Here is a 19,182-nt window from a genome sequence, read left to right as displayed (position 1 = left end):
TCAAATGCCGCCTGACAACTCAGACAGTTGCCAACTGTCGGCGCAGCGTCTCCAACACTGGCGCCGAGGCAGGACGCACGCCGCGCCAGAGGAAGAATGCCTCGGCGGCCTGCTCCACCAGCATGCCCAGGCCATCCAGGGTACGCGCCGCACCGCGTTCGGCGGCCCAGCGGTTGAAGGCAGTCGGTTCCTTGGCATACATCATGTCGTAGCAGACGGTACGGCCGGGCTCGATCACGCTCTGCGCCAGCGGCGGCACGTCGCCGGCAAGACTGGCCGAGGTGCCGTTGACGATCAGGTCGAAAGGCCCTTCGACCTCGGCGAAACCGCAGCCGTGCACCGCGCCGAGGTCGGCGAACCGCTCGGCCAGGTCCACGGCCTTCCGCGCCGTGCGGTTGGCGATCAGCAACTCCGCCGGGCACTCGCCGAGGAAGGGTTCGAGCACCCCACGCACCGCACCGCCGGCGCCGAGCAGGAGAACCCGCTTGCCGCGCAGCTCGACCCCGGCGTTCGCCGTCAGGTCCCGCAGCAGGCCGGCGCCGTCGGTGTTGTCGCCGCGCAGGCGACCGTCGGCGAGGCGGATCAGGGTGTTCACCGCCCCGGCCCGGGTGGCCCGCTCGCTCAACTCGTCCACCAGACGATAGGCCTCTTCCTTGAACGGCACGGTGACATTGGCGCCCTTGCCCTGCTCGAAGAAGCGCCGGGCGAACCCGGGGAAATCGTCCAGCGGCGCCAGTTGCGCGTCATAGACCAGCGCCTCGCCGGTCTGCTCGGCGAACAGGCGGTGGATCAGCGGCGACTTGCTGTGGCCGATGGGGTTGCCGAATACGCAATAGCGGTCCATGGGTCGTTCCTTTGCCGGAGTGGGACGGGACGAGCGGACTCGTCCCCTGCGGGCGGGTCAGGGCTGGCCGGCGAGCCAATCGCGGTCGGCGAGGAAATACTCGGTCAGGCGCGCTTCCTCGCTGCCCGGCTCGGGTTTCCAGTCATAGCCCCAGCGCACCTGCGGCGGCAACGACATCAGGATCGATTCGGTACGGCCGCCGGACTGCAGGCCGAACAGGGTGCCACGATCGAAGACCAGGTTGAACTCCACATAGCGACCGCGACGATAGGCCTGGAACTCTCGCTGCCGTTCATCGAACGGCGTGTGCTTGCGGCGCTGGACGATCGGCAGGTAGGCGTCGATATAGGCATCGCCGATGGCGCGGATGAAGGCGAAGCAGGTGTCGAAGTCCCACTGGTTGAGGTCGTCGAAGAACAGGCCGCCGATGCCGCGCGGCTCGTTGCGGTGCTTGAGGTGGAAGTAGCGGTCGCACCATTCCTTGTAGCGCGGGTAGACGTCCGCGCCGAACGGCGCGCAGGCGTCGCGAGCGACCCGGTGCCAATGCACGCAGTCTTCCTCGTGGGCGTAGTAGGGGGTCAGATCGAAGCCGCCGCCGAACCACCAGACCGGCTCCTCGCCTTCCTTCTCGGCGCAGAAGAAACGCACGTTGGCATGGGACGTCGGCACGTGGGGGTTTTCCGGATGGATCACCAGCGACACGCCGAGCGCCTGGAAACCGCGCCCGGCCAGTTCCGGCCGATGGGCGCTGGCCGAGGGCGGCAGGCTATCGCCGAAGACGTGGGAAAAATTCACCCCGCCCTTCTCGATCAATGCGCCGTCGCCGATTACCCGCGTCCGTCCGCCGCCACCGGCCGGACGCTCCCAGGCGTCCTCGGCGAAGCGGGCCTTGCCGTCCTCCGCCTCGAGGGCGGCGCAGATGCGGTCTTGCAGGTCGAGCAGGTAGGTTTTGACAGCGGCGATACGGTCGGTCACGGAGTTCACCTTGGAGCGGGGAGGCCGCGCGGGGCGCGGGCTGGCGACGAAACGAGGGCGCAAGCATACCACCCTGGATGGGTAGCCGGCGCTTGACGGCCGTCAAGGGGAAGGCTTGGATGAAGGCCTTTACCCAGGGTCGCCCACCCGGCGCGACCGTCCGAAACCCTGACGAAGCAGGAGTTCCAGCATGGCCAAGCGCATCCAGTTCGCTGCCTACGGCGGCCCCGAAGTCCTCGAATACCGCGACTACCAACCCGCCGAGCCGGGCCCCCGGGAAGTCCGCGTGCGCAATCGCGCCATTGGCCTGAACTTCATCGACACCTACTACCGCAGCGGCCTCTATCCGGCCCCCGGCTTACCCTCGGGACTGGGTAGCGAAGGTGCCGGCGAGGTCGAGGCGGTGGGCAGCGAAGTGACCCGTTTCAAGGTCGGCGACCGCGTCGCCTACGCCACCGGCCCGCTGGGCGCCTACAGCGAACTGCATGTGCTGGCGGAGGAGAAGCTGGTCCACCTGCCCGACGGCATCGACTTCGAACAGGCCGCCGCGGTGATGCTCAAGGGGCTCACCACCCAATACCTGCTGCGCCAGACCTACGAACTGCGGGGCGGCGAAACCATTCTCTTCCATGCCGCCGCGGGCGGCGTGGGCCTGTTCGCCTGCCAATGGGCCAAGGCCCTTGGAGTGCAGCTGATCGGCACCGTCAGCTCGCCGGAAAAGGCGCGCCTGGCCAGGCAGCACGGTGCCTGGGAGACCATCGACTATAGCCATGAGAACGTGGCGCGGCGGGTGCTCGAACTGACCGACGGGAAGAAGTGCCCGGTGGTCTACGACTCGGTGGGCAAGGATACCTGGGAAACCTCGCTGGACTGCGTGGCGCCGCGCGGCTTGCTGGTCAGCTTCGGCAACGCCTCGGGGCCGGTGACCGGGGTCAACCTGGGCATCCTCTCGCAGAAGGGTTCGCTGTACGTGACCCGGCCGACCCTGGGCAGCTACGCCGATACCCCGGAAAAACTCCAGGCGATGGCCGACGAGCTGTTCGGCCTGATCGAGCGCGGCGACATCCGCATCGAGATCAACCAGCGCTTCGCCCTGGCCGAAGCAGCCAGGGCGCATACCGAACTGGCCGCACGGCGAACCACCGGCTCGACCGTACTGTTGCCCTGAAGCGCGTACTCAGGCCGGGCGGATGACCTGTCCGGTCACCAGGTCGCGGATCAGGCTGGGGTTGCGGCGCCCGCCAAGGGCGCCGCCGAGGATAGCGTCCAGCTCGTCGTGGAAGTATTGCTCCACCCGCAGCCGCGTGCGCGCCGCCGGGCGCCCGGCCGGATTGGCCGAGGTGGAGATCAGCGGACCGGTGAGATGGCACAGTTCCTGTACCAGGGGATGGTCGGTGACCCGCACGGCGACGCTGTCGTGGACGCCGGTGACCCACTCCGGCAGGCGCTCCTGGTGCGGCACCAGCCAGGTGTTCGGCCCCGGCCAGGTACCGGCCAGGCGGTCCAGCCAGACGTCCGGCAGGTCTTCGAGAAGGAAGTCGAGCTGGTGGATATTCGCCGCCACCACGATCAGGCCCTTTTCCACCGGCCGCGCCTTCAGCGCCAGCAGGCGATACACCGCATCCTCGTTCCACGGGTCGCAGCCGAGCCCCCATACCGCCTCGGTGGGATAGGCGATCACGCCGCCCTCGCGGACGACCCGGGCGGCGCATTGCGCACGAAAGCTGCTGATCATCGACTCACTCCAGCGGACAGGGTGCGCGAAGTGTACGGTTTCAGCCGGAGCGATGCACCCAGGTGCCGGCCTCGCAGGCGACCCGGCCGTCGAGTTCCAGTTCGCAGAGCGTCGCCAGCACATCGGGCAGCGTCATGCCGCTGGCGGCGGCCAGGCCTTCGCTGGTGTAGGGCGCGGCGCGCAGCAGCGCCAGCAAAGGGTGGGGCAGGGGCTGCGCCGGCGCTTCCGCTGGCTCCGCCTGCGCCCAGCCGCGCAGTGCTTCGAGCACGTGCCCGACGCTTTCCACCAGCAGCGCGCCATCGCGAATCAGTTGGTGGCAGCCACGTGCGCCGGGATGGTGGATGGAACCCGGAATGGCGTACACCTCGCGCCCCTGTTCCGCCGCCAGCCGCGCGGTGATCAGCGAGCCGCTGGCGGGACTTGCCTCGACCACCAGCACACCCAGCGAGAGTCCGCTGATGATGCGGTTGCGCCGGGGAAAGTTTGCCGGCAGCGGCGGGCTGTCCAGCGGCAGCTCCGAAACCAGCGCGCCGCCACCCTCGACGATGCGCCGCGCCAGCGCCTCGTGGCGCCGCGGATAGAGCCTGCGCAGGCCGGTGCCGAGGACTGCCACGGTCGCGCCGCCAGCCTCCAGCGCGCCCTCGTGGGCGGCGCCATCGATGCCCAGGGCCAGCCCGCTGGTGATGGCGAAGCCGCCCTGCGCCAGGCTGCGCGCAAAGCTCCGGGCGGTGCCCAGCCCGGCGGGGCTGGCGCGGCGGCTGCCGACCATCGCCAGTTGCGGCCGTTCCAGAGTCTCCGGAGCGCCTTCGACGTACAGCAGCGGCGGGGCATCGGCGACTTCGGCGAGCAGTGCCGGGTATCCCGGGTCGTCCCACATCAGCAGGTGCCTGCGCGGACCTTCCAGCCAGCGCAGGGCTTCACCCGCCGCTTCCCGCACCGCCGGGCTGCGCCGCGCGGCGGCGGCCTCGGCAGGCACTCCCAGGGTGCGCCAGGCGCCGGCTGGCGCGGCAAGCGCGGAAGAGGCCGAACCGAAGGCCTCGATCAAGCGCAGGAAGCGCATGGGTCCCAGTTCGGGCAGGCCATGCAGGCGCAGCCGTGCTTCCAGTTCGGCTGGAGAATGGTTCTTCATCGCGACTCATCCATAGCAGGCAGGTCCATCGCTGACAGGAAGAGGGGAAGGGTCCGGCTTCCATCCTGGAAACCGTCGTATGAAATTTCCTTCCCCCAGAAACGCGAAACCCCCGCCGAGGCGGGGGTTTCGAGTCAGGGATTCTGCACCCTGTCGGTTACCGAGAGCGGCCTGCTGGCCATCAGAACCAGGGCGTAGCTCAGCTTCTTGTAGGTACGGAACACCATCAGCAGGCCGGCGCGTTCGTCGGGAATCTTCACCGACTCACCGGTAACGCGGTCGCGCACCGTCTCGCCGACCTTGTAGATCGCCAGCACGTTGCCCTCGGCCAGCCCGTCGCGCTGGCCACGGTTCAGGGTGACCACGTCGAACTGGCCGATCTGGGTCACGCCGCGCGGTACGTCGATGATTTCGCCCTTCACCTCGCGGCTCGGCTCGCCGGGCATGAAGGTGGAATTCACCGCACGCTCCTCGGTGGGGAACAGGCGGTCGCCCAGGCGCACTTCCTGGGTGGTGCGGGTCAGCGCCAGGGTCGCGACGTCGCCTTCGGTGGCCACCACCTCGCCGCCGCCGATGTCGTCGGCGTTGATGCCGAGGACTTCCTTGGTCTTCGGATCGATGTAGACCTTGCCCTGGCGGAAGATGCCATAGGCCGGCTGGCCGTCGGCGAACTTGCCGCGGGCATAGATGCGGTCGCCGGTGCCGCTGACGATCCGCTCGGCGTTGCCGGCGACGATGTACGGCGCACTGGTGAAGGTCTTCTCGTCATCGACGATGCGGTTGGCCAGCAGGAAGCTGTTGATCTTGTCCAGCGGGATGGTCGGGATGGCCTCGGCGATCGGCGTGCTGCGGATCTTCGGCGACAGCTTGATGGTCCCGCGCGATTCGCCACGGTTCAGCACCAGCCGCGGCTGGCCATCGACGTAGACCAGGCTGAGTGTGTCGCCGGGGTAGATCAGGTGGGGATTCTGGATCTGCGGGTTGGCGTGCCAGAGTTCCGGCCACTTCCATGGCTGGCGGAGGAATTTCCCCGAGATGTCCCACAGGGTATCGCCCCTGACCACCGTGTAGCGGTCCGGATGCCCTTCCCTGAGGTCGACCTGGGCCTGCGCCAGACCGCTCGCGGCAAGGAGCAGAAGGGCGACTAGTGATTTCCTCATGCAGTGAATCCCTTTATCATGTCGACATACGCGAAACGCCCGAAGCCCGCGAGAATCGCGGTCTGAAGCCGTTTTCAAGCTGCGCGCCATCTTAGCAGCGGATTTTCAATCGATTCCACAAGTGCATCACAAACGCATATGGCCATCCTGAACATTCTCGAATTCCCCGATCCGCGCCTGCGGACCATCGCCAAACCGGTGGAGGTGGTCGACGACGCGGTGCGCCAGCTGATCGACGACATGTTCGAAACCATGTACGAAGCCCCGGGCATCGGCCTCGCCGCGACCCAGGTGAACGTGCACAAGCGCATCGTGGTCATGGACCTCAGCGAAGACAAGTCCGAGCCGAGGGTATTCATCAACCCCGAGTTCGAACCGCTGACCGAGGATATGGACCAGTACCAGGAAGGCTGCCTGTCGGTACCCGGCTTCTACGAGAACGTGGACCGACCGCAGAAGGTCCGGATCAAGGCCCTCGACCGCGATGGCAACCCCTTCGAGGAAGTCGCCGAAGGCCTGCTGGCGGTATGCATCCAGCACGAATGCGACCACCTCAACGGCAAGCTGTTCGTCGACTACCTGTCCACCCTCAAGCGCGACCGCATCCGCAAGAAGCTGGAAAAGCAGCATCGACAGCAGGCGTGACCCCATCCCCCAAAGGCTTGCCCCGGCAAGCCTTTTTCTTTTAGCGAGCCCCGCATGAGCCAAGCATTGCGCATCGTCTTCGCCGGAACCCCGGAATTCGCCGCCGAGCATCTCAAGGCCCTGCTCGACACCCCACATCGGATCGTCGCCGTCTACACCCAGCCTGACCGGCCGGCCGGCCGCGGGCAGAAACTGATGCCCAGCGCGGTGAAGAACCTGGCCCTGGAGCATGGCCTGCCGGTCATGCAGCCGCAGAGCCTGCGTAATGCCGAGGCCCAGGCGGAGCTGGCGGCCCTGCGCGCGGACCTGATGGTGGTGGTCGCCTATGGCCTGATCCTGCCCCAGGCGGTACTCGATATCCCGCGCCTGGGCTGCATCAACAGCCACGCCTCGCTGCTGCCGCGCTGGCGCGGCGCCGCGCCGATCCAGCGCGCGGTGGAAGCCGGCGACGCGGAGAGCGGCGTCACCGTGATGCAGATGGAAGCAGGGCTCGACACCGGCCCGATGCTGCTCAAGGTGAGCACGCCGATTTCCGCCGCGGACACCGGCGGCAGCCTGCACGACCGGCTCGCCGCGCTCGGCCCGAAAGCGGTGATCGAAGCCATCGCCGGCCTGGCCGCCGGCACCCTGCATGGCGAGATCCAGGACGACGCCCTGGCCACCTACGCGCACAAGCTGAACAAGGACGAGGCACGCCTCGACTGGAGCCGTCCGGCCGTCGAACTGGAGCGCCAGGTCCGCGCCTTCACCCCCTGGCCGGTCTGCCACACCAGCCTCGCCGATGCGCCGCTGAAAGTCCTCGGCGCCAGCCTGGGGCAGGGTAGCGGGGCGCCCGGAACCATCCTCGAGGCCAGCCGCGACGGCCTGCTGGTCGCCTGCGGCGAAGGCGCCCTGCGCCTGACCCGCCTGCAAGTGCCGGGCGGCAAGCCACTGGCCTTCGCCGACCTCTACAACAGCCGTCGCGAGCAATTCGCCGCCGGCCAGGTGCTCGGCCAATGAACCCGCGTCTCGCCGCCTGCCAGGCGCTGGCCGCGGTGCTCGCCGGACGCGCCTCGCTGTCTGGCGCGCTGCCGCCGCAACTGGACAAGGTCGCCCCGCGTGATCGCGGCCTGACCCAGGAGCTGGCCTTCGGCGCGGCGCGCTGGCAACCGCGCCTGCAGGCCCTGGCCGCGCGCCTGTTGCAGAAGCCGTTCAAGGCCACCGACACCGATATCCACGCCCTGCTGCTGATCGGCCTCTACCAGTTGCTCTACACGCGGATTCCGCCGCACGCCGCGATCGGCGAGACCGTCGGCTGCGCCGACAAGCTGAAGAAGGGCTGGGCCAAGGGCGTGCTCAACGCCGTGCTGCGCCGCGCGCAGCGCGAAGGCGAGACGCTGCTGGCCGAGGTCGACCGCGATCCCTCGGCGCGCCTGGGCCATCCGCGCTGGCTGCTGAAAGCGCTCAAGCAGGCCTGGCCGGAGCAACTCGACGCGCTCTGCGCGGCGAACAACGCACACCCGCCGATGACCTTGCGGGTCAATCGGCGCCACGGCGAGCGCGATGCCTACCTGGCCGAACTCGCCGAAGCCGGGATCAAGGCCCGCGCCTGCGACTACAGCCGCGACGGCATCCAGCTCGCCGCGCCGCGCGACGTACGCGAACTACCGGGCTTCGCGGAGGGCCGCGTCAGCGTCCAGGACGAAGCCGCGCAACTGGCCGCCGAGCTGCTCGAAAGCGCGCCCGGCCAGCGTGTCCTCGACGCCTGCTGTGCGCCTGGCGGCAAGACCTGCCACCTGCTGGAAACCCAGCCGGGACTGGCCGAAGTGGTCGCCGTCGACCTCGAGGAGAGCCGCCTGGTAAGGGTCCGGGAAAACCTCCAGCGGCTCGGCCTGCAAGCCAGCCTGGTCGCCGCCGACGCCAGGGCCACCGGGGAGTGGTGGGACGGCAAGCCGTTCCAGCGCATCCTCCTCGACGCGCCGTGCTCGGCCACCGGGGTGATCCGCCGCCACCCGGACATCAAGCTGGCGCGCAAGCCGGAAGACATCGCCGCCCTGGCGCACCTGCAGGGTGAATTGCTCGACGCGCTGTGGCCTACCCTGGAAGTCGGTGGCGTACTGCTCTACGCCACCTGTTCGGTGATGCCGGCGGAAAACAGCGACAGCATCGCCGCCTTCCTCGCCCGCACGCCCGGCGCCCGCGAACTGGACCTTCCCGGTCCCTGGGGCATGAAACAGCCCCACGGCCGCCAGTTGCTGCCGCAGGTGGAGGGCCACGATGGCTTCTACTATGCCAAGCTGATCAAGATATCCGCCCGTTGATCGAAACCTGACGAGCCGTTTCCTGCCATGAAAATCATCATCCTCGGTGCCGGCCAGGTCGGCGGCACACTGGCCGAGCACCTGGCCAGCGAAGCTAACGACATCACCGTGGTCGACACCGACGGCGACCGCCTGCGCGACCTCGGCGACCGCCTCGACATCCGCACCGTGCAAGGCAAGGCCTCGTTCCCCACGGTGCTGCGCCAGGCCGGCGCCGACGACGCCGACATGCTGGTGGCGGTGACCAATAGCGACGAGACCAACATGGTCGCCTGCCAGGTCGCCTACACCCTGTTCAACACCCCGACCAAGATCGCCCGCGTCCGCGAGCCGGCCTACCTGACCCGTACCGGGCTGTTCGACAACGAGGCGATCCCGGTGGACGTGCTGATCAGCCCGGAGCAGGTGGTCACCAACTACATCAAGCGCCTGATCGAACACCCCGGCGCGCTGCAAGTCATCGACTTCGCCGAGGGCAAGGCGCAGTTGGTCGGGATCAAGGCCTACTACGGCGGCCCTCTGGTAGGGCAGGAGCTGCGCCAGTTGCGCGAGCACATGCCGAACGTAGATACCCGCGTCGCCGCGATCTACCGCCGCAACCGGCCGATCATTCCCCAGGGCGACACGGTGATCGAGGCCGACGACGAAGTCTTCTTCATCGCCGCCAAGGCCCATATCCGCGCGGTAATGGGCGAGATGCGCAGGCTCGACGACAGCTACAAGCGGATCATCATCGCCGGCGGCGGCAATGTCGGCGAGCGCCTGGCCGAGGCCATCGAGAGCCGCTACCAGGTAAAGATCATCGAGCGCAGCCCGCTGCGCTGCCGGCACCTCTCGGATACCCTGGACAGCACCATCGTGCTCAACGGCAGCGCTTCCGACCGCGACCTGCTGCTGGAGGAAAACATCGGCGAGACCGACGTGTTCCTCGCCCTGACCAACGACGACGAGGCCAACATCATGTCCTCGCTGCTGGCCAAGCGGCTCGGCGCGAGCAAGGTGATGACCCTGATCAACAACCCGGCCTATGTCGACCTGGTGCAAGGCGGCGAGATCGACATCGCCATCAGCCCGCAACTGGCGACCATCGGCACCCTGCTGGCCCACGTTCGCCGCGGCGACATCGAGAGCGTACACTCGCTGCGCCGCGGCGCAGCCGAAGCGATCGAAGTGGTAGCCCATGGCGACGCCAAGTCGAGCAAGGTGATCGGTCGCTCGATCAACGAGATCAAGCTGCCGCCGGGCACCACTATCGGCGCGCTGGTGCGCGACGAGGAAGTGCTGATCGCCCATGGCGACACCCGCATCGAGAGCGGCGACCACGTGCTGCTGTTTCTGGTCGACAAGAAATACATCCGCGACGTCGAGCGACTGTTCCAGGCCGGCCTGACGTTCTTCTGAGGCACGCCCTATCGCGAACGGCGATAGGGCTTCGGCCTACGAACACCAAGGGGCCGCGTGCCTCCTTCGCAACGGCCGAATCCCTCTGTTCCGTGCAAAGCCTGGCCGGAGCCGGGCACAATGGCCGACATCGTTGGAAGAGGGCAGGATGATGATCGAAGGTCTGGAAAAGATGCTGGCCAAAGGCGTGGACAATGCGCTGCTGCGCTTCGGCCTGGGCAAGGGCTACCTGGACGCGGGCGACGCCGAACGCGCGGCGGAACACCTCCAGCGCTGCGTAGAGCAGGACCCGAAGTATTCCGCCGGCTGGAAGCTGCTGGGCAAGGCGCGCCAGGCTGCCGGCGATCTCGCGGGCGCCCGGCAGGCCTGGGAGCAGGGCCTGGCAACTGCCGCGACGCATGGCGACAAGCAGGCCGAAAAGGAAATGACGGTGTTCCTGCGCAAGCTCGACAGGGCGAGAACCTGAGCGTCCGGCCAAGGCTTGCGCAGCGCGTTCTCGCCATCCGCCGGCCGGAGTTCCGGCAGACGGGTCGGGCGTGCTCATCGAGCGCTGGCAGAACGGTTCGAGCACGCCCCGACGACACTTTTACAAAGACCTGTTCCACACATTCGTAGGCAACTTCTGTCAACGATGTAGCCTGCATCCCGAACGCCCAACACCCCATTGAGCGACCGCTGCCGGCCCTCTAGCTTCGACTCATCGCTTCGGTCAAAGCCCGAACGCGACACCTGACTTCAACTACTTTTCCGGAGCCAACATGTCGAAGCAAGAGCGTTCAGTCCCGTCCTATGTCGAATACCCATACGAGCAAGCGATTCTCTACGTTCACCGGAACGCCTCCGCCAATGAGATGCTCGAATCCGTACAGGAGCGCCTCAGGGCTCTCCTCGGCCTCCTCCATGCCTTGGAAAGGATCGAAGTGCGGACGGGGCAGGGCGTTCCCATTCAGCGCGTGGCGCACATCCTGGTCACGCTCGGCGGCGATGCCCTGACGCTGCTCACGGCCGCGCACCGGGCTACCACCTCCTGAACGAAGAAGGGCGCAACGGTCATCACGGCCTGTTGCGCCCTTCCTCCAGATTGCCTCGATGAGCCTCAAGCGTTGCTCTGCGGCCGCCCCGGCAGCATCTTCAGGATGCCGTTGAGTAGCATGCCGTAGAGCGGCACGAACAGTAGAAGACTGATACTCAGCTTCACTCCGTAGTCCACCGTGGCGATTTCCACCCAGTGCTGCGCCATGAACGGATTGTCGCTACGCCAGAACGCCACGAAGAAGAAGGTGAAGGTGTCCAGCAGGTTGCCGAGGATGGTCGAGGCGACTGGCGCGGTCCACCAGTGCCGGGAACGACGGAGGCGGTCGAATACCTGGATATCGAGGATCTGTCCGAGCACATAGGCGAGGAAGCTTGCCAGGGAGATCCGGGCGACGAAGGTGTTGAACTCGAGCAGCGCGGAGAAACCACGGAACGCCGCTTCCTGGAACAACACCGAGACCACGTAGGAGGCGATCAACACCGGGATCATGACCCGGGCGATGACCAGCCGGGCAGGGCCCTTGCCCAGCAGGCGTACGGTGAGGTCGGTAGCCAGGAAGATGAACGGAAAGCTGAAGGCGCCCCAGGTGGTGTGCCAGCCAAACAGGGTGATCGGCAACTGCACCAGGTAGTTGCTGGCGATGATGATGAAGATGTGGAAGGCGATCAGGCCGGCCAGGGTGCCGCGCCAGGCCGCCGGAGAAGAGGCTGACATGTGCTGTCCTTTTTGCGCGATGGGGTGAGGGAACCCATGCCCGGCACCATGCCGAGCGGCGCGCATTCTAGCCGATAACCGGCAGCGGTTTCGCCCACTCTGTGATCAGTGGCTCATGCCTGGGGTTCCACGTGGAACATCACCGTTCAGGCTTCGCTGAGAAAGCGCAGGCCGACGCCTTCCGCATCGACTCGCACGACTTCCATCTGCAGGATCGGCGCGTCGATCGGCAGATCCTGTACCTGGCCAGTAACGACACTGCCTGTTGGGAGCTGGGTCAGATCCGGGTGTTTGACATAGACCCCGGTGTCGGAGAGGTCGCGTGTCTGCGCCATCAGCTCGCCAAATAGCGGGTGACTGATACGGATTCGGCACTTGAGCGGGGTTCGTGGGTATTGTCGTTGATTATCCATCGAGTCCCTCGGGACCTGCGGAGGAGGCGGCAGAGCTGAGCATAGTACCCGGATATGAAAAAGGCGTCTTCCGACGCCCTTTCCTCAATACCATTTTTTCTCGCCATCCGGGCGGTTCTTGAAGCGCTTCATGCTCCACATGTACTGGCTGGGATAGGCTCGTACATACTTCGCCAACTCGCGGCTCATGGCTGCTACAGACACTTCCAGGTCCTTGTCGTACATGTCCGCCGGAGCCGCTTCGAGGATCACCTTGTAACCGCTACCATCGGGCAGGCGCACCGCATGGAAGAACACTCCACGCGCCTTGCCGCGTGAAAGCAACTGCGGCACGAATTTGCTGATCAATGCAGTGGTGCCCAGGTAGGGCACGAAGAGCCCAGCGGTACGCGCGGGCTCGGGGTCGGCGGGAATCCCTACGCAACCGCCTTTCTTCACTTCCTTGATGACGCTGAGGATACCCTCCGGAGTGGAAGGCGCGACGCGATTGCCCAATTGCACGCGTTGCTTCTTCAGCAACTCGTCCACTGCCTTCAGCTTGGGCGGACGATAGAAGATGATCGGCTTGGCGTAAGAGCAATAGAAGTGGTTGAGTACTTCCCAGTTTCCCAGGTGACTGGTAATGCCGACCAGGCCATCGCCGGAAGCCAGCGCTTCCTCCAGCACTTCCATGCCTTCGACCTCGCGGATGTACCTCAGCGACTTTTCAGGCGGCCAGATCCAGGCACAGGCACTTTCGGTGAGGGTACGGCCAATATCCATCAGGCTTTGTCCGACCAGCTTTTCCAGTTCGGTTTCGGACAACTCGGGGAAGCACTTGGACAGGTTGATCCGCACTACCTCGCGGGATCGATTCGGCAATTTCCACATCAGCCAGCCTATGCCGGCCCCGACGCCTTGCACGGCACGCCAGGGCAATAGCGCGAACAGGCGTAGGGCCCCCACCACCAGGGCACCTTTGAATTTCTCCACGAAACACTCCTCGCTCGACTCGAACGCGCATTGTACGCCAGGAAGAAGGGCGAGGGCGGCAGCCAAGGAAGCGGGGCGACCAGCTATGCTGCGCGCCGATGTTCCACGTGGAACATCCGAACGCATCCATCAGGGAGCGCCCGGCTAGCCGACGAGTTGGGCGTAACGGTCGCAGTCCTGGGTATGGTCCATGACCATGCCGCTGGCCTGCATGAAGGCGTAGCAGATGGTCGGCCCGACGAAGTTGAAGCCGGCCTTGCGCAGCGCCTTGCTCATGGCCTCGGCTTCCGGGGTAATCGCCGGCACCTCGGCACGACCAGCGAAATGGTTGATCTTCGGCTGGCCGCCGACGAAGGACCAGAGGAACCCAGCCGGGTCATCCAGCTCCAGCCAGGCCTGGGCGTTCTGCCGCGCAGCGTTGAGCTTGGCCCGATTGCGAATGATGCCGGGGTCGAGCATCAGTTCGTCGATCTCCGCGTCGCTCATCTGTGCCACTCGCTGCACATCGAAGCCGAACAGCACCTGGCGGTAGCGCTCGCGCTTCTTCAGCACGGTGATCCAGGACAACCCGGCCTGGAAGCCCTCCAGCAGCAGAAGTTCGAACAGCGCGTCGGGATCGCGCTGCGGCACACCCCACTCCTCGTCGTGGTAGGCCATGTAGAGAGGATCGTCGTTGCACCAGAAGCAGCGTGGCATAAGGCTTTCCGTGGTTTTCCAGGGATCGGGGGGACGGGCGAGGCGGCGCGGGAATCGGGTATACTTCCGCGTTTTGTATCGAAGCCTCAGCACAGGTGAATTTCGTGAGCCAGACTACGCCCGCCGTGCGCACCTTCCAAGACCTGATTCTCGCCCTGCAGAACTACTGGGCAGAGCAGGGCTGCGTGGTGCTGCAGCCCTACGACATGGAAGTGGGCGCCGGCACCTTCCACACCGCCACCTTCCTCCGCGCCATCGGCCCGGAGACCTGGAACGCCGCCTACGTCCAGCCGAGCCGCCGCCCCACCGACGGCCGCTACGGCGAGAACCCCAACCGCCTGCAGCACTACTACCAGTTTCAGGTGGTCCTGAAGCCGAACCCGGAGAACTTCCAGGAGCTGTACCTCGGCTCGCTGAAAGCCATCGGCATCGACCCGCTGGTCCACGACATCCGCTTCGTCGAGGACAACTGGGAGTCGCCGACCCTCGGCGCCTGGGGCCTGGGTTGGGAAATCTGGCTGAACGGCATGGAAGTCACCCAGTTCACCTACTTCCAGCAGGTCGGCGGCATCGAGTGCTATCCGGTCACCGGCGAGATCACCTACGGCCTGGAGCGCCTGGCCATGTACCTGCAGGGCGTGGACTCGGTCTACGACCTGGTCTGGACCGACGGCCCGTTCGGCAAGGTCACCTATGGCGACGTGTTCCACCAGAACGAGGTGGAGCAATCCACCTTCAACTTCGAGCACGCCAACGTGCCGAAGCTGTTCGAACTGTTCGACTTCTACGAAAGCGAAGCCAACCGCCTGATCGCGCTGGAGCTGCCGTTGCCGACCTACGAGATGGTCCTCAAGGCTTCGCATACCTTCAACCTGCTGGATGCGCGGCGCGCCATCTCGGTCACCGAGCGCCAGCGCTACATCCTTCGCGTGCGTACCCTGGCCCGCGCCGTGGCGCAGAGCTACCTGCAGGCCCGCGCGCGCCTCGGCTTCCCCATGGCCACCCCCGAATTGCGTGACGAAGTACTGGCCAAGCTGAAGGAGGCCGAATGATGAGCGCCAAGGATTTCCTGGTCGAACTGGGCACCGAAGAGCTGCCGCCAAAAGCCCTCAACAGCCTCGGCGAAGCCTTCCTCAGCGGTATCGAGAAGGGCCTCAAGGCTGCCGGTCTGAGCTACGCCGCTGCGCGTTTCTATGCGGCGCCGCGCCGTCTCGCCGTGCTGGTCGAGCAACTCGCCGTGCAGCAGCCCGACCGTACCGTCAACCTCGACGGTCCGCCGCTGCAGGCCGCCTTCGACGCCAGCGGTAACCCGACCCAGGCCGCCCTGGGCTTCGCCAAGAAGTGCGGCGTGGATCTGCAGCAGATCGACAAGAGCGGTCCGAAGCTGCGCTTCAGCCAGACCATCGCCGGCCAACCGGCTGCCGGCCTGCTGCCGGGCATCGTCGAGGCCTCGTTGAACGAACTGCCGATTCCCAAGCGGATGCGCTGGGCAGCTCGCCGCGAGGAGTTCGTGCGTCCGACCCAATGGCTGGTGATGCTGTTCGGCGACGACGTGGTCGAGTGCGAGATCCTCGCCCAGAAAGCCGGGCGCGAATCCCGTGGCCACCGCTTCCACAATCCGGACAATGTGCGTATTTCCAGCCCGGCAGCGTACCTGGAAGACCTGCGCGGCGCTCATGTGCTGGCCGATTTCGCCGAGCGCCGCGAGCTGATCGCCAAGCGCGTGGCCGAACTGGCCGCCGAGCAACAAGGCAGCGCCATCGTGCCGCCGAGCCTGCTCGACGAAGTGACTGCACTGGTCGAGTGGCCGGTGCCGCTGGTCTGCTCCTTCGAGGAGCGCTTCCTCGAGGTCCCGCAGGAAGCCCTGATCACCACCATGCAGGACAACCAGAAATACTTCTGCCTGCTGGACGCCGACGGCAAGCTGCTGCCGCGCTTCATCACCGTCGCCAACGTCGAGAGCAAGGCGCCGGAAAACATCGTCAGCGGTAACGAGAAGGTGGTTCGCCCGCGCCTCACCGACGCCGAGTTCTTCTTCAAGCAGGACAAGAAGCAGCCGCTCGAAAGCTTCAACGAGCGCCTGCGCAACGTAGTGTTCCAGGCCCAGCTCGGCACCGTGTTCGAGAAGGCCCAGCGCGTCTCCGGCCTGGCCGCCTACATCGCCGAACGTATAGGCGGCAATGCGCAGAACGCCGCGCGCGCCGGCATCCTGTCCAAGTGCGACCTGGCGACCGAGATGGTCGGCGAGTTCCCCGAGATGCAGGGCATCGCCGGCTACTACTACGCCACCCACGGCGGCGAAGCGGAAGACGTCGCTCTGGCCCTCAACGAGCAGTACATGCCGCGCGGCGCCGGCGCCGAGCTACCCTCGACCCTGACCGGCGCCGCCGTGGCGGTGGCCGACAAGCTCGATACCCTGGTCGGTATCTTCGGCATCGGCATGCTTCCCACCGGCAGCAAGGACCCCTACGCGCTGCGCCGTGCCGCGCTGGGCGTGCTGCGCATCCTCATCGAGAAGCAGCTCGACCTGGACCTGGTAGCCGCGGTCAACGCCGCCGTCGAGCAATACGGCGACAAGGTCAAGGCCGCCGGCCTGGCCGAGCAGGTGCTGGACTTCGTGTTCGACCGCCTGCGCGCGCGCTACGAGGACGAAGGCGTGGACGTGGCCGTGTACCAGTCGGTGCGCGCGCTCAAGCCAAGCTCGCCGCTGGACTTCGACCAGCGCGTACAGGCCGTCCAGGCCTTCCGCCAGTTGCCTGAAGCCGAGGCCCTGGCCGCGGCGAACAAACGGGTGTCGAATATTCTCGCCAAGTCCGAGGACGAGGTTCCGCCGAACGTGGATGCCAGCCTGCTGGTGGAAGCCGCCGAGAAGGCCCTGGGCAGCGCCGTGGCGAACGCCGAAAGCGAAGTCGCGCCGCTGGCAGCGGCACGCGACTATCGCGCCGCGCTGGCCCGCCTGGCGGCCTTGCGCGAGCCGGTGGATACGTTCTTCGCCGATGTGATGGTCAATGTCGACGACGCGGCGGTGCGCGCCAACCGCTATGCGCTGCTGGCCAAGCTGCGCGGGTCGTTCCTCGGGGTGGCGGACATCTCGCTGCTCGGCTGAGCCAGTCCCGCCTCGAAGAAAAGGCCCGGCGTCCTCGCGACACCGGGCCTTTTTCACTACAGGACCTTCAGATACTCCAGCAGCGCACGCTTCTCCTCGGCCGACAGGCTGGTGCCGTACTCATGGCCGCAGCGGCTGTTGCCGGAATCACGCTGCTCGCAGCCGGTGGTCTTCAGCACATAGCTGCCGAATTGGGTCTGCTGGGCGGCGAGGCCGACCTTGTCCACGTCGTAGGCCGAGCCCACCGGGAAGGATTCCACCCGCTCCGCGGCCGGCTTCAGCAACTCTTCCAGGGTCGGCACCGAGCCGTTGTGCAGGTACGGCGCCGCCGCCCAGATCCCCTGCAGGACCCGCGACTCGTAGGGGTAGGGGTCGGCCTGGGTACGCACCGGCTTCTGGAAGGCGGTCAGCAGTTGCCGGGTTTCGTCGGTCATCACGCTTTCCGGCTTGACCGCCGCCGCCTTGGCATCGTGCTTCTCACCGAGGATCGGCACGAAGTGCTGCAGGATCGAACCGGCCACCGCTACGGCGAGTACATCGAAGGCTCCGTCGGTCGCCTTCAGCGGCTGGCCGAACGGCATCCGCGCGCCCTCCATCACGCCGGTCTGCACCTGGCCATCGAGGATGGCGTGCTGGCGGCTGTCGCTGCCGACGTCCCTCAGCGGAGTGTCCCAAAGCACCAGGTCCTTGATCCGGATGCCGTGGCACTCCACGCAGCCACCCTCGTCGGTCTTGCGGGCGAAGATCAGCGCGCCTTTCCTGGCCAGGTGCTTGTCCACCGCCCAGGGCCACTTCGGCGGGCCGATCTTCTTGATCAGCTCCTCCAGCTTGCCCAACCCGTGGAAGTTGGCCGAGTTGACCTTCAGGTAGTCCATGCCCAGCAGGTGGAACTTGCTCTTCTGCGGGTGGAAGGTGGCGAACACCCCGTAGACCTCGCCGACATTGCGCGCCAGGCCGAGCAGGTCGTTGCCGTTGGCGGCGAAGCCGGGCCACTGGGTCTTGTTCTGCCGCGCCGCGTTCCACAGGAACGGGTAGCGCACCGGCGCATCCGCCGCCTTGATGTTGTCGGGAATCAGATAGGGCGGCGCGGTGCCGATATCCAGCCCGGTAAGGCGGTTGAAGATCATCGATACCGCGTCCAGTCGCGCCGGTCCCCAGGTGTCCTTGGGCAGCGCGCGCTCGATCAGCGTGTGATAGGGCTCGTACCATTCCTTCACCGCCGCGAGCAGGGCGTCGCGCGCACCGGGAGGCGGATTGGCCCCGAGGATCTGCTTGGCGAAGGCGTCGAAGGCGGCGTCATCGCTGGTCAGCGGTCCCACGGCCCGATCGAGGTCGGCGAGGAATGCCTGGAAGTCGACGATCGCCGGACCGCCGTCGATCCGATAGGCCGTGCCCTTCACCTCGATCTGCCGGGTATGGCAGGCCGAACAGGTCATGCCGACCATCTGCCGGGCGCCCGTGCCGGCTACGGTGAAGCCCACCGGCAGGCCTTCCGCGGGTGCCTTGGAATTGGGCAAATAGCCGTAGCGGGCCAGGCTGTCGGCGAGGAAAGGCGTTCCATCCGGCTGTCGCAACGCCTTGAGCCAGGGCAGGGGCATTACCTGCGAGCCCTGGTCGCGGCTGTAGAAGTCCTGGCGGTGGCTTTCGGTCCATTCCTTGCCCTGGTCGAGCATGACCGGAGCGGCCGCCAGGGCGGCGGAAGAAAGTGCCAGGGAAGCGAGGGACAAGCTTGAAAGGTGCAGTGTCTTTTTCAGGCGTTTCACGGTTACCGTCCTTGGGAACGGGCAGACGCCCCGGAACTCCCCGTCGCCATGCCCGCTCCACCTGTGGTGGAAACACGGCCGGTCGGCCGTGCTGGCATGCGATAGGCGCTTACTGCGTTACTCCGGTGATCCACCCGCCAAGGGGTTCGCACGTACTCCGAGACACCCACTGCTGCGTGCCAAATGACTCCCTGGCCTGGGATTGCCATTCCATTGCCATTATTGAATCTAGTACAGATTGTCCAGCGTAGGGGGCTCGTCGATCCATCCGCGATGCTCCGGCTGGCTGAGGT

Annotated in this window: 19 protein-coding genes; 9 read left to right on the top strand and 10 right to left on the bottom strand. The window is 66.3% G+C overall.

Features of this window, described 5'->3' with window-relative positions:
- Positions 1-19 precede the first annotated feature (19 nt).
- Positions 20-844 carry a shikimate dehydrogenase gene (gene aroE / locus LJF27_RS15710; RefSeq protein WP_003111201.1) on the bottom strand — a complete coding sequence of 275 codons (825 nt, stop codon included), beginning with the start codon at positions 842-844 and terminating at the stop codon, positions 20-22.
- Between the two features lie 57 nt (positions 845-901).
- A complete protein-coding gene (hemF, locus tag LJF27_RS15705) occupies positions 902-1,819 on the bottom strand; it encodes an oxygen-dependent coproporphyrinogen oxidase (protein ID WP_003097311.1) in 918 nt (305 codons plus the stop codon).
- 190 nt (positions 1,820-2,009) lie between these two features.
- Here hemF and LJF27_RS15700 point away from each other — a divergent pair, with 190 nt between their 5' ends.
- Positions 2,010-2,987 (top strand): NADPH:quinone reductase, encoded by a 978-nt coding sequence (locus LJF27_RS15700; protein ID WP_003111202.1) that lies wholly within the window; start codon positions 2,010-2,012, stop codon positions 2,985-2,987.
- 9 nt (positions 2,988-2,996) lie between these two features.
- Here the strand turns inward: LJF27_RS15700 and LJF27_RS15695 are convergent, their stop codons facing one another.
- The 3 genes from LJF27_RS15695 to LJF27_RS15685 all read right to left on the bottom strand — a co-directional run bounded on the left by LJF27_RS15695 (position 2,997) and on the right by LJF27_RS15685 (position 5,843).
- Positions 2,997-3,554, bottom strand: coding sequence for an L-threonylcarbamoyladenylate synthase (locus LJF27_RS15695; protein WP_003097300.1), 558 nt, complete (start codon positions 3,552-3,554; stop codon positions 2,997-2,999).
- A gap of 40 nt (positions 3,555-3,594) precedes the next feature.
- Positions 3,595-4,683, bottom strand: a complete 1,089-nt coding sequence (dprA, locus tag LJF27_RS15690; RefSeq protein ID WP_016264002.1) for a DNA-processing protein DprA — start codon at positions 4,681-4,683, stop codon at positions 3,595-3,597.
- A 134-nt stretch (positions 4,684-4,817) separates the two neighbouring features.
- Positions 4,818-5,843, bottom strand: coding sequence for a LysM peptidoglycan-binding domain-containing protein (locus LJF27_RS15685; RefSeq protein WP_003097294.1), 1,026 nt, complete (start codon positions 5,841-5,843; stop codon positions 4,818-4,820).
- Positions 5,844-5,981: 138 nt separating this feature from the next.
- Between LJF27_RS15685 and def the strand changes: the two genes are divergently transcribed.
- From def to LJF27_RS15655, 6 genes are all read left to right on the top strand, one after another.
- The gene (gene def / locus LJF27_RS15680; protein WP_003107059.1) at positions 5,982-6,488 is read left to right on the top strand and encodes a peptide deformylase; all 507 of its coding nucleotides are present in this window, start codon (positions 5,982-5,984) and stop codon (positions 6,486-6,488) included.
- 54 nt (positions 6,489-6,542) lie between these two features.
- Complete coding sequence (gene fmt, locus LJF27_RS15675) at positions 6,543-7,487, top strand: methionyl-tRNA formyltransferase (RefSeq protein ID WP_023117274.1); 945 nt, start codon at positions 6,543-6,545, stop codon at positions 7,485-7,487.
- Positions 7,484-8,788, top strand: a complete 1,305-nt coding sequence (gene rsmB, locus LJF27_RS15670) for a 16S rRNA (cytosine(967)-C(5))-methyltransferase RsmB (RefSeq protein WP_003107055.1) — start codon at positions 7,484-7,486, stop codon at positions 8,786-8,788. The genes fmt and rsmB overlap by 4 nt, the downstream gene beginning before the upstream one ends.
- A gap of 27 nt (positions 8,789-8,815) precedes the next feature.
- Positions 8,816-10,189: a Trk system potassium transporter TrkA gene (gene trkA / locus LJF27_RS15665; protein ID WP_003107053.1), complete on the top strand. Its 1,374-nt coding sequence runs from the start codon at positions 8,816-8,818 to the stop codon at positions 10,187-10,189.
- 148 nt (positions 10,190-10,337) lie between these two features.
- On the top strand, positions 10,338-10,655 hold the full coding sequence (locus LJF27_RS15660) for a tetratricopeptide repeat protein (protein ID WP_003120685.1): 318 nt from the start codon (positions 10,338-10,340) through the stop codon (positions 10,653-10,655).
- Positions 10,656-10,947: 292 nt separating this feature from the next.
- Positions 10,948-11,220 (top strand): hypothetical protein, encoded by a 273-nt coding sequence (locus LJF27_RS15655; RefSeq protein WP_003107049.1) that lies wholly within the window; start codon positions 10,948-10,950, stop codon positions 11,218-11,220.
- A gap of 65 nt (positions 11,221-11,285) precedes the next feature.
- Here LJF27_RS15655 and LJF27_RS15650 read toward each other — a convergent pair whose 3' ends face one another.
- The 4 genes from LJF27_RS15650 to LJF27_RS15635 all read right to left on the bottom strand — a co-directional run bounded on the left by LJF27_RS15650 (position 11,286) and on the right by LJF27_RS15635 (position 14,020).
- Positions 11,286-11,939, bottom strand: coding sequence for a 7-cyano-7-deazaguanine/7-aminomethyl-7-deazaguanine transporter (locus LJF27_RS15650; protein ID WP_023117275.1), 654 nt, complete (start codon positions 11,937-11,939; stop codon positions 11,286-11,288).
- Between the two features lie 146 nt (positions 11,940-12,085).
- The gene (locus tag LJF27_RS15645; protein ID WP_003114645.1) at positions 12,086-12,352 is read right to left on the bottom strand and encodes a PilZ domain-containing protein; all 267 of its coding nucleotides are present in this window, start codon (positions 12,350-12,352) and stop codon (positions 12,086-12,088) included.
- A gap of 84 nt (positions 12,353-12,436) precedes the next feature.
- Positions 12,437-13,324 carry a lysophospholipid acyltransferase gene (locus LJF27_RS15640; protein ID WP_003097282.1) on the bottom strand — a complete coding sequence of 296 codons (888 nt, stop codon included), beginning with the start codon at positions 13,322-13,324 and terminating at the stop codon, positions 12,437-12,439.
- Between the two features lie 144 nt (positions 13,325-13,468).
- Positions 13,469-14,020: a DNA-3-methyladenine glycosylase I gene (locus LJF27_RS15635; protein WP_022581122.1), complete on the bottom strand. Its 552-nt coding sequence runs from the start codon at positions 14,018-14,020 to the stop codon at positions 13,469-13,471.
- Positions 14,021-14,124: 104 nt separating this feature from the next.
- Here LJF27_RS15635 and glyQ point away from each other — a divergent pair, with 104 nt between their 5' ends.
- Both glyQ and glyS read left to right on the top strand, forming a co-directional pair.
- Positions 14,125-15,072 (top strand): glycine--tRNA ligase subunit alpha, encoded by a 948-nt coding sequence (gene glyQ / locus LJF27_RS15630; RefSeq protein ID WP_003097276.1) that lies wholly within the window; start codon positions 14,125-14,127, stop codon positions 15,070-15,072.
- On the top strand, positions 15,072-17,126 hold the full coding sequence (gene glyS / locus LJF27_RS15625; protein ID WP_025921219.1) for a glycine--tRNA ligase subunit beta: 2,055 nt from the start codon (positions 15,072-15,074) through the stop codon (positions 17,124-17,126). The genes glyQ and glyS overlap by 1 nt, the downstream gene beginning before the upstream one ends.
- A gap of 56 nt (positions 17,127-17,182) precedes the next feature.
- Here the strand turns inward: glyS and LJF27_RS15620 are convergent, their stop codons facing one another.
- Complete coding sequence (locus LJF27_RS15620; RefSeq protein ID WP_023117277.1) at positions 17,183-18,889, bottom strand: di-heme-cytochrome C peroxidase; 1,707 nt, start codon at positions 18,887-18,889, stop codon at positions 17,183-17,185.
- Positions 18,890-19,182: the final 293 nt, after the last annotated feature.

It is taken from the genome of Pseudomonas sp. 203-8, from assembly GCF_020708595.1.
GTDB classification, from domain to species: domain Bacteria; phylum Pseudomonadota; class Gammaproteobacteria; order Pseudomonadales; family Pseudomonadaceae; genus Pseudomonas; species Pseudomonas aeruginosa.
The sequence above is the reverse complement of the archived record's forward strand: the minus strand, read 5'-3'. Positions and strand labels throughout refer to the sequence as shown.